The following is a 12,154-nucleotide window of genomic DNA, read 5'->3' on the forward strand; positions in this document are numbered from 1 at the left end:
CGCCTACATCACCAACGAGGGCTCGAACAACGTGTCGGTGATCAACACCACCACCAACACCGTCACTGCCACCATCACCGTCGGCACCAACCCCAACGGAGTGGCGGTCAGCCCGGGTGGCACCACCGCCTACATCACCAACTTCAGCTCGAACGACGTGTCGGTGATCAACACCACCACGGACACTGTCACCACCAGCGTCACCGTCGGCACCGGCCCCATCGGGGTGGTCACGGCCCGGGTCCCGGCGGTAGCCACTGCCAGCTGCCCGACCGGCCACGTGATCACCGGTGGCGGGTACCAGCAGAGCGGCGGCGCCGTCCCACCTGGCGAGGTCACCAGCCGGCCGGTCGGCAACACCTGGCAAGTGCTCGTCGACAACAAGAGCACCAACTACACCACCGTCACCCCCTACGCGGTATGCGCGCCGTGAACCGCGTACGGATTCCTCGGATGCGCCATCAGCTGCCGCCCTCCTGTATGGCCAGACGGGCTGCGGTCGCGTTCTCGGCAACCGCCCGGCTTCGGCTCAGCGCCTTCCGGTCGGCGTTCACCTAGGGGCCCACTGAAAGTCTTTCAGGTTCTGGCCTCGCTCCGAGCGGTGTGAGGCCAGACTCCTGCGTGTACAGGGGAATGGGTTGGGGAGCTGGTCGGGCCGGACGTGTGAGAGACCTGCCGGTAGCCGATCCCGACGGGGAGTGTGTTCGCGTTCCTGGCCGAACATCGGGAGGTGCTGTTCCCGCGCGAGAAGTTCGCGAACATGTAGCGGGCCGCTTCGGCCGAAGCGCCGCACCGTGACGACGCAGCATCTGGGCACAGGTGGAACAAATGCCCTGATAATCGAGTTCGGCGATCTCGGTCAGGAGCGTGGAGGCGGGCAGGAACGGGGCGTATCCGGCGGCGTCCCGTATCGCAGCCGACGGCGCCGGTGTGGGGTCACGGTGTGTACTGGTAGTCGGCGGCGTTGCTGGTGCCGCCGGGGGTGTGGACGAGGACGGTGGCGGTCCCTAGTGTGCCGACCGGGGCGGTGGCCACGACCTTGGTGTCGGAGACGGTGACGAAGGCGGCCGGCGTCGCACCGATGGTGACGCTGTCAGCGAAGGTCAGGTTGCTGCCGGTGATCGTGATGCTGGTCCCGCCGGCGGCCGGTCCCTGGCTGGGGCTGAGGATAGTGATGACCGGGAGTGCCACGTAGGTGTAGAAGGGGTTCCCGACTCCGGGGAGGCTGGTGCCGCCCGGGGTGGTGGCGGTGACGGTGACGGTTGCAGACCCTGCGGGCGCCTGGGCGGTGACCTGGCCGTCGGAGAGGACGGCGACGCCGGTAGCCGCGCTGGAGCCGAAGTTCACGGCGCTGGTGAGGGTGAGGCCGGTCCCGGTGATGGTGATGATGTTGCCGCCGGCGGTGGGGCCCAGTGTGGGGTAGACACTGGTGACGGTCGGCAGGGGGATGTAGTAGTACGACGATCCGGTGGCGGTGCCGCCGGACGTGGTGACCGAGACGGTGACCGGTGCAGCCGCCCCGGCGGGGGCCGTGACGGTGATCTGGGTACCGGTGTTGCCGGTGATGGTGGCGCTGCGGCTGCCAAACATCGCGGCGGTGGCGCCGGAGAGGTTCGTGCCGGCGATGGTGACGGTGTTGCCGCCGGCTGTGGGGCCCTGACTCGGCGTGATCGAGCTGATGGCCGGGGCGGGGAGATAGGTGTAGGTGACACTGTTGCTGGTGCCGCCCGGGGTGGTGGCTGTGACGCCGACCGAGCCCGATCCCGCGGGGGCGGTGCAGCTGATCTTGGTGTCGCTGACCGGGGTGAACTGAGCCGGCGCGGTCCCGAACTTCACCGACGTTGTGCCCGTGAAGCCGCTGCCGGTGAGCGTGCAGGCCGTACCCCCTGCAGCCGGGCCCTGGTTGGGGCTGATGCTGATGATGATCGGCGCCATGACGTAATCCTTTCCACGTTACGGGCCGAGCGCGCTGTGTCCGAGTGCTGTGCGGCACCCGGACACAGCGCGGTGCGTGTGCCCCCCGGGGGCGGCCTGTTGGCGCAGAGCCCCCGAGTGTGGTGGAGGGTCAGGCGGCGGTGAACACGTCGGCCGCGCTGGTCGCGCTGGTACCGCCGGGGGTCACGACCTGGGTGTCGTAGGTCAAGCCCGCGGTCAGGCCGGAGGGGACGGTGACAATCACCTGGGTTTCGGAGACGGGGTTGATGCTGCTGGCCGAGATCGGGGTGCCTCCGGTGGTCAGGGTGAAGGTCACGTTGCTGACGCTGGCGAGGTTGGTGCCCGTGACGGTAACGCTGGTGCCGGCCGCTCCGCTGGCCGGGCTGATGCCGGTGACGGTGGGGGCGGCGTAGTAGGTGAACTCGTCGTTGACACTCGCGGCACTGGTGCCGCCGGGGCCGGTGACGGTGACGTCGACGGTGTCCAGCGCGCCGGTGAAGGTGCCGTGCGGAGGAGGGGTGATGGTGATCTGAGTGTCGTTGACGACGGCCAGCCCGGTGCCCGCGCCGATGGTGCCGAAGGTGACGGCGGCGGCGTTGAGGAAGCCGCTGCCGTTGAGGGTGATGGCGCCGGGGGCGCTTGGTCCGGTGTCGGGGTTCACCACCGAGACGACCGGGGTGGCGGCGTAGAAGAAGGGCAGGGAGTTGGTGGTCGCCGTACCGGCCGTCACGTTGACGTTGTACTGCCCGACGCACAGCGACGGGATGACGCAGGTGATCTGGGTGCTGGAGACGACGGTGGCGGTGACCGACTTGTTGCCGAAGTTCACCTTGCTGGCGCTCGACAGGCCGCTGCCGTTGATCGTCAGGGTCTGACCGGCCGAACCGGGGTTGCCGGTGCTGAACGAGGTGATGCTTGCCATGATGCGTCCTTTCGCTGATCTCCGTGTGATGTGGAAGAAAACGGCACAGCCTCTCCGATGCCGGCGCAGCGTGATACCACGCTCTGATCGCCGGCCAGTTTGCATCCGGACAACCGAGGGCGATGAGCATTCGGCTGCAGCGAGAAGAAGCGAGGCCTTTGCGCGTTGGTGTGGGTGCACCACGACACCCGGGTGGGCATGTAATGGGTCGTGCAGGACCGAATGCCGGCCCGCGGGGTGGGAAAGAGCCTTAGACCGTCGACCTTGAAGGTCCGGCACCTGCGGGCGCATACGACCCGAATGACGTCCGGTCCGGCTCGGTGACCGCAGTTCGTAACGTCCGACAACCCCACCGGCTCGCCCCAAGCCGGTGCCCGCTGTGAACGTCGGTATGCGGCAGATGAGCGCAACCGCCGCGAAGCCATCGGAGAATGCCTCACCCGATGGACATCAACTGTTCACCGGCTCGCACCTGACGGTGCATTCATGGCCGGAGATCAGTATTGGGTCGGCACTGTCGACAGTTCTCGACCTCGAAGGCCGACACGCTCGATCGTTTCTTGCACAATCAGTAACCCATCCGAGTGGTCGATACTACAAGGGAGCGGCAAGGCGATTCACTCATTGGGCGGAGCGCGCAGAGTTTCCCGCCCGCCCTATCGATGCGTATCGCCTGCGCAAATGAGCCCACCACCTTCGCCTTGCGCAACGTCAATCCGATGATGCTAACAATGTTTCACAATGACTGGATTCCCTTAAAAGCGGGAAGTCACGACAACCGGCCGTCACGGATTCTCCTCGGCGGAGGCGAACGCAGGTCCTGACTCGTCGTACGACAGAACGGGTCACGCCCGGTCGCCGATGCCGGGCAGGCCGCGCTCGGCCCAGCCGACCTGGTGCCCCTCACCGAGCACCAGGTAGACGTCCGGGTTGACGGTCCAACCGGCTAGCGACCAGTAGTCACCGAACACCCGATAGTCCAGACCGATGCAGACGTCCGTGTCCGGCAGGCCGCGCAGCCGGGGGTCGGCGGGGGCGGTGTCCTCGGTGACCGACGGCTTGGGAGTCTTGGGCGCGGCCGTCGGATCGGGGCCGGGCGCAGTCTGCTGAGCCAGATGGAGGTCGACCAACTCGCGCAGCCTGGCACCGTCGCCGGTCGGGGTGGGGGGGTGTCCCCCGAGGGGAAGCAGAATCGGCGGCGTCGGCCGTGGCGGCGGGCGCCGCTTCTCCCCGAGGAACAACGGGTTCCGGGCGGACCTGGTCGGCGGCCGGAACGGCGGCTGCAGGCGGGGTCGTTTCTCCTCGGGGCGCAGCGGTGGCCGGTCCAGCGTCGGCCTCGGCATAACGGGGCGGGGGCAGTACGGCCAGCCCAGCGGTCGGATCGGTATCCGGCCCGGCATCTGTTCCCCCCTCGGGGTGAAACGACGGGCTCCGGGGAGGTATCGCCAGGTACGGGCGGCCTGGGCGGGGTGGGCGGCCAGCAGCCGCTCGGCGAGCTCGCGGCGGCGGATGGTCAAGACGCCAGCAGCGTGCAGGAGCTCGTCCAGGGCTTGGCGGCGCTCGACCCCGGGCTCGCCCGCCGTGTGCCACCAGGCGAGGGTGCGCTCGAGGTCCTCCAGTCGGCGACCGGAAGCCGCGTCGGGGCCTCGACGGCGGCGGTCACCGTGCACCTCGCACCCGCCGACGCCGCCCGGGTGCGGCCGCAGCCGTAGCCGGTGGGCGGGGTATGGGGTGCGCGGCCACGGCGGTACTCCGCTCTCTCGTCGGCGGTGACAGCTGCGCGGACCCGACACGGAAGCGTGGCTGGCGCCGACATTGATCATGCTTGCTACTCCTCCTCCGAGCGCTGCAGGACGCCCCGAGTGCGGCAGGCACTGCTGGCGGGTGCGTGGCAGCTCGGGCAGTTGTGACGTCCAGCACCAAACGTGGCCTGATCGGGCGTCACAGACGGCAGTCCGTCAGAAGCGGCAGCAGGCGGGCTGCGGGAGTTCGTGGCAGCCTGTTCCCGACTGCTCGAAGGGGGCTCACCACTGGAGAGAGGACCTGGCATGCAGGCCGTCGCCGTTCGAGACCGCGCCGCCGGTGTCGAGGGAATGTCGCTGACGGAGGTGCCCTACCCCCACCTCGCCGAGAACGACGTCATCGTGCGCGTGCATGCCGCTGGGTTCACCCCGGGGGAACTCGCCTGGCCGGGAACGTGGACGGATCGCGCCGGGCGCGACCGGACGCCGAGCGTGCCTGGACACGAGCTGTCGGGCGTCGTTGCCGAACTCGGGTACGGCACCACCGGTCTCTCGGTGGGCCAGCGGGTGTTCGGGCTGGCCGACTGGACCCGGGACGGCTCGCTGGCCGAGTACACCGCGGTGGAGGCTCGCAATCTGGCCCCGCTTCCGGCGGACGTCGACCACACGGCCGCCGCCGCACTGCCGATCTCGGGGCTGACCGCCTGGCAGGCCCTGTTCGACCACGGCCGGCTTACCGCGGGGCAGACCGTCCTGGTCCACGGGGTCGCGGGCGGCGTGGGGTCGATCGCGGTGCAGCTCGCGCGTGAGGCGGGGGCGCGGGTGATCGGCACGGGCCGGGCCAGCGACCGGGACACCGCTGTCGGGCTGGGCGTGAATGCCTTCGTGGATCTGCAGGCCGATCGGCTGGACGGCGTCGGGGAGGTCGACCTGGTCCTCGACGTGATCGGCGGCGAGGTCCAGGAGCGCTCGGCCCCGCTGGTGCGGGCCGGCGGCACGCTGGTCACCATCGCCTCGCCGCCCGAGGTCCGTCCGCGGGACGGCCGGGCCATCTTCTTCGTCGTCGAGCCCGACCGTGCCCGGCTCGCGGACCTGGTCCAGCGACTCAGGGACGGACGGCTCAAGCCGATCGTCGGCGAGGTCAAGGCGCTGACCGAGGCACCCGCCGCGTTCGCCCCCGGCCGCCACGCCCGTGGCAAGACCATCATCCGGGTCATGGACGGCGGATAACCGGCAGCAGGGCGCGCGGACGCCTGGCTCCCCGGGCCGCCTTCACGGCCCGAAGCCCGCGCCGTACTCGCGTTGCCATTTCCGCTCCGCAGACCCCGGCACCGACGGCGAAGGACTCCGGGCGGTCATTCCGATGGCCCGCGACGACGAACAGGAGGTGGGCCCGTGACCGGGGCTACCGGCAGAGTCGCATTGGTGACAGGGGCCAGCAGCGGAATCGGCGCGGCCACCGCGCGCCTTCTGGCCGCGCGAGGGATGCGCGTGGTGGTCAACTACCTCCGCAACACCAAGGCGGCCGAGGAGGTCGTGGCCGACATCGAGGCGGCAGGCGGCCAGGCCATGGCCGTGCAGGCCGACGTGCGCGAGCCGGCGGCGATCGAGAGCATGGTCGAGCAGGTCCAGGCGACCTGGGGCGGCATCGACGTGCTCGTGCACAACGCGCTCATCCCGTATGCGGTCAAGTCGTTCCAGGACATGACGTGGGAAGAACTGGGCGGCAAGATCGACGCCGAGATGCATGCGGCGTTCGCGGTTACCAAGGCCGTCTTGCCCGCCATGAGCGAAGAGGGCTGGGGACGCATCATCTACATCAGCACCGGCCTCAGCCACCGGCCCCGCCAGGGCATGATCGCACTGGGCGCGGCCAAGGCCGCCCTGGAGCAGTTCGCCCGCTACCTCGCCCAGGAACTGGGCCCGCAGGGCATCACGGTCAACATCGTCGCAGCCGGCCCGGTGGAGGACACCCGCATGGGGTCCGCTCTCGACGAGAGGATCAAGCAGCGGCAGGTGGCCCTCACCCCCGTGGGCCGCTTGGCACGCCCGGCCGATGTCGCCCAAGCGGTCGCCTTCTACGCCGGCGAGGACAACACCTTCATGACCGGCACCACGGCCGCGGTCAACGGCGGAATGTCGATGGACTGACAGCCCGACCGGTATCCGCCGCACCGTCACCTCGGCACCATACGCCGCGCCGTGCCGCGCCCGCGCGGGACGGAGCGGCGATGACACGATCAAGGAAGAGCTTCATGTACACGATCGATCTCGCCTATGTCGGGCGGGGCCTGCACGAGGAACTGGCCGCCTACATCGCCGACCAGGAGGACTTCTACGCCGACGAGGATGTCCACGTCGCGCTGCGCGACGGCTGCTCCTGGGACGTTGAGCGCCTGCGCCGCTGCGCCACCATCGGGCTCGGCAGGGCACTGCTGTCCCGGCTGACCGACGGCACTCCGTGGGTCGCACTCGAGGTCAACACCCACCACCCGCTGTTCTGGTTCCTCGCCCGCCCCGGCCTGACCTCCCTGGCCGACCTGGCCGGCCAACGGCTCGCGGTCCACGCCCCCCACACCCCACCCGGGTGCTTCGCCCGGATCGTGCTGCGCCAGGCCGGCCTCGACCCGGACCACGACGTCCGCACCGTTGTCCGCTATCCCGGCGACTACGGCATGGACCTGCGCCACCTGCACAACGGCAGCATCGACGCCGCCTACATCGGCAGCACCATGGCACCTGAGGCGGTCGCCGCCGAGCACGGCTGGCAGGTGCTGGCCTGGGTCGGCGACTACTTCCAGATCCCCACCGTGGGTGTGGCCGTCGACCCCACCTACATCTCCCCGGACGACCCCGCGGGCCAGGCCGTCGTACGAGCCCACCGGCGCGCCCTGCAGGTGATCCACAACGACCCCGACACCACGGTGCGGCACATGCGGACGTTCCTCGGCGGACAGACCGAGGATGAAGTCCGAGCCCACTACGAGAGGTTCATCGCACCGTACGTCACCACCGACGGCCAAGCCGACCTCACCGTCGGCAACAGCGCGATCACCGCGGTCGCCGACGAACTCGGCGTCCCCGCCACCTTCACCGCAGCCGAGTTCTACCGCACCGCAACCCCCACAACCTAGAAACCCGGCGACGCCGGCGCTGCCAAAGCGCGGGCAGTACCTCAAGACCACCCACGCAGAGACCCCCATAGCCGCTGGTCGGCCAGGAGCTGGAGGCGGCCGTGCGCCCCCGAGTCGACACTCGGACCGCGCCATACCCACAAGACAAAACACACCCATCCGCAAAAGCCCAGAGCCCGCGTCGGCAAGCTGTCACAGCCTCATGAACGATCGAAGCCAGCCCCGGGTCAGGCCTTGGCGATATTCCTGCCCGGCATCGGCTCCGCGAGTGCTGTCCGCCATTCAGGCGCACCGAAGGCGTCCGCGAAGTACTGCGTCTCGTGCACCACATGCCCGTGGGCAAATTCCATGATGCTCACTGAGTAGGTGGGCACCCCGTCGTACGTGATGACGCACTCGCTCACCCACAGATCCCCGCTGCCAGCGATCCGGTGGACAGTGAAGTGCCGCCTGGCAGGGTGTCCGCCACGTTGCGCCGAAATCGTCGCGCGGCCCCGGAATCGTTCACCTGACTGGGGGTAGTCGAGGATCGCGTCCGCGGCGTAGATGGCGTGCTCGGCTTCGGTATCCCCACCTTCCGATGCCCGCCAGTGTTCCTCGATCGCGGCCCTGGTCCGGATGTCAGCATCCATCGCACTGTCCCCTCTGCAGGCGGCCGGAGCGATCCGGGAACCTGGGAACACTTCGAGGCTTCCCCCAGGACGCCGGGCCGTTGAACGTACTTGGCAACGGTGACAGCGTAGATCGCCAAGGCAGCGACTCAGCTTTAGGTCAGGGGGTGGCCGGCGAGGTGGAGTAAAATCCCTCACCTCACCCCCAGGTCACCCGGGTAAACGGTGTAGCCGCCGTCGACGACCAGTGCGAAGGGCACCGGCGCCATACAGGTGCCCACCACCGGCTGCACGGGCTTCCCGTTGGCGGCCACATCGAGGTTGACGACGCCCCAGGAGAAGCCGAGGAGGTCCTTGGCCTGGCCGTGCCCCTGGGAGATGCTCAGGCCGACCCGCTGGCCGACCGGCATCGCATCCGACTTGGTGATGACGGCGGTCAGGCCGTGCTCCTGGCCGTCGAGCTCGTCGCCGTCGGGGTCAGGCCCGCTCGTAGTGCGCGAGGTACCCCGAGAGCTCGTCGTCCATGCTCTCCTCGCCGTAGCCGTGCAGCGCGCACCACAGGCGGTTCTCCACCCAGAAGCGGTACGCGAACTCCTCGAACGAGGAGGCGCACCGGGCGATGGCCCCGAACCAGTCCACCGGCCCGTCCGGTTCGTCCCACTCGGGCGCGTGCGCGAGGTCCAGCGGGGAGGCCACCACGAAGGCCTCGCCGGTGGGGCGGAGGTAGAGGTACCAGTGCACGCAGTCCTGTTGGTCGCGCAGGAAGCGGACCAGGAAGGCGCCGGGCTCCACCGGGCTCGGTATCGGCGACGAGACGTCCGTCCAGCAGGCCGTGGCCGACACCGCGTCCAGCGCCCGGTGGCTGTCGGCGCCGGCCTGGAAAGCGGTGAAGTCGGCGGGCAGCACCATCCCGGCGCCCGCCAGCTCGGCGGCAACGGCGTCGAGGTGCCCGGCGAGCTCCGGCACCACCGGGCCCGTGCCGCCGAGCCACCCGAACCCGCCATCGAAACGAGCCGGGTCCAGCGGCGGCAGCGCGTCGGGTTCATACCACTCGTACGTGCCGCCACACGGGCGGTGCGGACCGAGGTCGGTAGCGCACCAGAGGGCTTGGAAAACGGGGCGGTAGGTCGGCTCGGTGGCGGCGGTCACGGTGCTCCTCGGTGCGGGCTGCTGGGTCACCCCCATCCTGCCGACCGGCACTGACAATCCGCGGCGCCCGGCCACCGCTCAGAGCAGGGTGCCGTGCTCGGCGAGGCAGGAGACGACGAGGAAGGCAGACCCAGGCAGGCGCATGAGGATCGCCCGCCCGGTCTCGACGACGTTCGGGTGGAGGACCGTCCCCTTCTGGTCTCCAGCTGGGGCGGCGGCCGTGCGGATCAGCGGCCGGGCCTACGTGAGAGTTCCCACCCGGCAACCGCCCCGGTCTGAGGGTCAACACCTCGCCAGGAAGGCGCTCCGGGGCATAGCAAGGGTCTCCCAAGGAGCCGGCGGCCGGCACCAGGCCCGATGCCAGACCGGGCGCAGCAGGCCGACCCTGGCCCGGCACAACGCTGGCCAGGCCCCGCCGCCGCAAGGGCCGGGCCAAGAGGGCGTCGACCCGGCGGGCACGACGCCGACACGTCGGCCTCGGCGGTGGTGGTCTGCAGGAACCTGACGTGCGGGCCGCCCGCCGCACCCGCCGCCCGACCCGGCTGGTGGTGTTTCACTCGGATCGCGGCTGCCAGTACACAAGCCGTGAATTCGCCGATCTCGCAAGCGAGTTGCGTATTCGGCTGTCGATCGGCCGGACCGGCCAGTGCTGGGACAACGCACTCGTCGAGTCCTTCTTCGCCACCCTCAAACGGGAGTTGCTCGGCGACCGCCGCCCCTGGCCCAGCCGGGCCACAGCGCGGACCGCGATCTTCGAGTGGATCGAAGCCTGGTACACATGCGCAGGCTGCACAGCAGCCTCGACTACCGCAGTCCCGCAGAGTACGAGACCGTGCTGGCGGCCTGACCACCACACCAACAGTGTCGGTCAAAACGGAGCAAGCTCATGCCTTCCCGTGACGGCCGGCCGGGCCCCGGACGCCGCCGCGGCTCGCTGGCAGGCTGAGCACGCGGTGCGGAACTTGCTCGCCTCTCCTGAACGGGCCGTTGACCGGCCGACCGCTGCTCACCCGCCGACGCCAAAACGGGCTGCCCGGAACCACGGTCACGAACGACACGCCGTGACTGGCGCTGCGCCCCACCCGCCGCAGGACGATGACCTGCGCCCGCCCTTCCAAGCGGCGTGCGTTGGTCATTGGCTGGCGGGTGCCGTGAGCAGTGGGGTGATCCTCCAGCGGGGCCCGGCCTCGGAGTCGTTCAGCCAGGCCCATTGTTCGGACTGGGTGACGGTGATGCCATAGTCGTAGCGCGAGGGCTGGCCGAGTTCGTTCCACTGGTCCCAGGCGGCCAGCACTTGGTCGCCGAGGCGCCGAGGTCCGCCCTGGTGGAGCAGCGCTGTGCCGTCTTGCTGGGCGACCAGTGCGGCCCAGGAGTGGCTGTCGTGGATCCACGCGGAGGTGCCGTTTTCGCCGGTGCTGGTGGTGACCTGCGCGTGTGGGACGGCGACCCGCAGGCCGAACTTCAAATCCCAGTTCTCGTTCAGGGGTAGGAGGTCGCGTGCCACGGTGCACTCGGTCTCGGGCTCGGCGGGGCCGCGCACTGCCGTGTACCCGCTCCAGCCCGACGCGGCCCGCGGCGCTGGTGTGCTGCGGTCGGCCATGAACATCCCCAGTCCCTGCACCCAGCCCGAGGCGCTGTGCCCGTCGGCGGCGATGGTGAGGGCGACGTGCCCCAGCCGGCCCCAGGGATAGACGATCCGGCCTCCGGGTTTGGTCGCCTCGATCCAGCCGAACGGTACTGTCTCGACGGCGTAGGTGGCGTGGATCCGGTCGACCTGGTCGCCGCCGGGCGGATAGGCGTTGGTGGCATTGGCAGCGGTGACCGTGGCGCGGATGCCGGCGGCCCGCAGCCGGACGCGGGCGAAGTCGGCGAGGTGTTCGTCGACTTCAGTAGAGACCACTCGGCCAGGGCCAGCTCGCCAGGCGGCCAACGCGGCCGACCAGCCCTGCCCGGTGCCCACGTCCCACACCCGGTGCCCTGGGTCGATGAGCAGGCTGTCCAGCATGTCGGCGACCACGGCAGGCGCGGAGAGGCTGGAGGAGGGCAGCCCCGCGGTGACCTGGGTGACCGCAGCCGCGTCCTGGTCGGCGAACAGCTCCCGCGCCCAGTCGTCCGGATCGGTGGCCCGGTGGATCGGAACGTAGCCGGTGCCGTCCCACCGCCACAGCACGTCGGGCGCGAACCGGTCCCGGGGCAGCGCGGCCATGGCCTGGCGCAGCCAAGGCGAGCGATCGGTCCAGGCGCCGCGCCGCTCCATCGCGGCGTCGAGCTGCGCGCGCAGGTCGCCCAGGTCAGGCGTCACTTCTTGTGCTTTCCATCCGAGGGAGGCGGAGGCGGAACCTGGCCATCAGCGTTCCCTGGAGGCGGGGTACCGGTGCCGGGATCCGGCGCTGGTTTGGAGTGGTCACCCATCGCTGGTCTTCTCCTTCGTGTGGGGACGGGACCGGGGCCCATCCTGGTGCACACCCGCGGTGCGGCGGTAGACGGCGTGTGGAGGCATCAAGGGGTGGTGAATCCGGGCGCGGACGCGGCCGAGGCGACGGTGCCCGACGGCTCGGTCATGCTGAGCTTCCCCCGGCGTGCGGGAGGTGCTGATCAGCTGGTCAGAAGGGGTTGGCGGGGTTTCAGGTTCACTTGTTCGGCCGTCGCGTGGTTGGCGTA

The 12,154-nt window shown here is 69.9% G+C and carries 10 protein-coding genes and 2 pseudogenes; 5 read left to right on the forward strand and 7 right to left on the reverse strand.

The genetic code is table 11. The annotated features are described in order from the left end of the window. Window positions 1-433: pseudogene (locus tag ABD369_RS34930) on the forward strand (YncE family protein); the annotation flags it as partial. A 503-nt stretch (window positions 434-936) separates the two neighbouring features. Here ABD369_RS34930 and ABD369_RS34935 read toward each other — a convergent pair. The 3 genes from ABD369_RS34935 to ABD369_RS34945 form a co-directional block, all read right to left on the reverse strand. Continuing rightward, window positions 937-1,935, reverse strand: coding sequence for an IPT/TIG domain-containing protein (locus ABD369_RS34935; protein WP_344640654.1), 999 nt, complete (start codon window positions 1,933-1,935; stop codon window positions 937-939). A gap of 130 nt (window positions 1,936-2,065) precedes the next feature. Beyond that, complete coding sequence (locus tag ABD369_RS34940) at window positions 2,066-2,857, reverse strand: IPT/TIG domain-containing protein (RefSeq protein WP_344640655.1); 792 nt, start codon at window positions 2,855-2,857, stop codon at window positions 2,066-2,068. An 845-nt stretch (window positions 2,858-3,702) separates the two neighbouring features. Further along, window positions 3,703-4,680, reverse strand: coding sequence for a hypothetical protein (locus ABD369_RS34945; RefSeq protein ID WP_344640656.1), 978 nt, complete (start codon window positions 4,678-4,680; stop codon window positions 3,703-3,705). Window positions 4,681-4,905: 225 nt separating this feature from the next. Between ABD369_RS34945 and ABD369_RS34950 the strand changes: the two genes are divergently transcribed. From ABD369_RS34950 to ABD369_RS34960, 3 genes are all read left to right on the forward strand, one after another. Next, window positions 4,906-5,829, forward strand: a complete 924-nt coding sequence (locus ABD369_RS34950) for an NADP-dependent oxidoreductase (RefSeq protein WP_344640657.1) — start codon at window positions 4,906-4,908, stop codon at window positions 5,827-5,829. Window positions 5,830-5,994: 165 nt separating this feature from the next. Then, window positions 5,995-6,750: an SDR family NAD(P)-dependent oxidoreductase gene (locus tag ABD369_RS34955; protein WP_344640658.1), complete on the forward strand. Its 756-nt coding sequence runs from the start codon at window positions 5,995-5,997 to the stop codon at window positions 6,748-6,750. 104 nt (window positions 6,751-6,854) lie between these two features. Continuing rightward, window positions 6,855-7,733, forward strand: a complete 879-nt coding sequence (locus ABD369_RS34960) for an ABC transporter substrate-binding protein (RefSeq protein WP_344640659.1) — start codon at window positions 6,855-6,857, stop codon at window positions 7,731-7,733. A 227-nt stretch (window positions 7,734-7,960) separates the two neighbouring features. Here the strand turns inward: ABD369_RS34960 and ABD369_RS34965 are convergent, their stop codons facing one another. The 3 genes from ABD369_RS34965 to ABD369_RS34975 form a co-directional block, all read right to left on the reverse strand. Further along, window positions 7,961-8,365 (reverse strand): nuclear transport factor 2 family protein, encoded by a 405-nt coding sequence (locus ABD369_RS34965; protein WP_344640660.1) that lies wholly within the window; start codon window positions 8,363-8,365, stop codon window positions 7,961-7,963. 173 nt (window positions 8,366-8,538) lie between these two features. After that, window positions 8,539-8,754 (reverse strand): hypothetical protein, encoded by a 216-nt coding sequence (locus tag ABD369_RS34970; RefSeq protein ID WP_344640661.1) that lies wholly within the window; start codon window positions 8,752-8,754, stop codon window positions 8,539-8,541. A 67-nt stretch (window positions 8,755-8,821) separates the two neighbouring features. After that, complete coding sequence (locus ABD369_RS34975; RefSeq protein ID WP_344640662.1) at window positions 8,822-9,493, reverse strand: hypothetical protein; 672 nt, start codon at window positions 9,491-9,493, stop codon at window positions 8,822-8,824. 548 nt (window positions 9,494-10,041) lie between these two features. On the opposite strand from ABD369_RS34975, the pseudogene ABD369_RS41320 reads away from it, so the two are divergent. Next, window positions 10,042-10,200, forward strand: a pseudogene (locus tag ABD369_RS41320) (integrase core domain-containing protein); the annotation flags it as partial. 425 nt (window positions 10,201-10,625) lie between these two features. Here the strand turns inward: ABD369_RS41320 and ABD369_RS34980 are convergent. After that, window positions 10,626-11,795: a methyltransferase domain-containing protein gene (locus tag ABD369_RS34980; RefSeq protein WP_344640663.1), complete on the reverse strand. Its 1,170-nt coding sequence runs from the start codon at window positions 11,793-11,795 to the stop codon at window positions 10,626-10,628. Between the last annotated feature and the right edge of the window lie 359 nt (window positions 11,796-12,154).

Origin of the sequence: Kitasatospora cystarginea (assembly GCF_039533515.1) — a bacterium.
Lineage (GTDB): Bacteria > Actinomycetota > Actinomycetes > Streptomycetales > Streptomycetaceae > Kitasatospora > Kitasatospora cystarginea.

Coding starts and splice junctions, on each gene's coding strand:
- ABD369_RS34970 (WP_344640661.1), bottom strand. CDS start 8,754: ATGCCGGTCGGCCAGCGGGTCGGCCTGAGCATCTCCCAGGGGCACGGC.
- ABD369_RS34935 (WP_344640654.1), bottom strand. CDS start 1,935: ATGGCGCCGATCATCATCAGCATCAGCCCCAACCAGGGCCCGGCTGCA.
- ABD369_RS34950 (WP_344640657.1), top strand. CDS start 4,906: ATGCAGGCCGTCGCCGTTCGAGACCGCGCCGCCGGTGTCGAGGGAATG.
- ABD369_RS34960 (WP_344640659.1), top strand. CDS start 6,855: ATGTACACGATCGATCTCGCCTATGTCGGGCGGGGCCTGCACGAGGAA.
- ABD369_RS34965 (WP_344640660.1), bottom strand. CDS start 8,365: ATGGATGCTGACATCCGGACCAGGGCCGCGATCGAGGAACACTGGCGG.
- ABD369_RS34940 (WP_344640655.1), bottom strand. CDS start 2,857: ATGGCAAGCATCACCTCGTTCAGCACCGGCAACCCCGGTTCGGCCGGT.
- ABD369_RS34945 (WP_344640656.1), bottom strand. CDS start 4,680: ATGATCAATGTCGGCGCCAGCCACGCTTCCGTGTCGGGTCCGCGCAGC.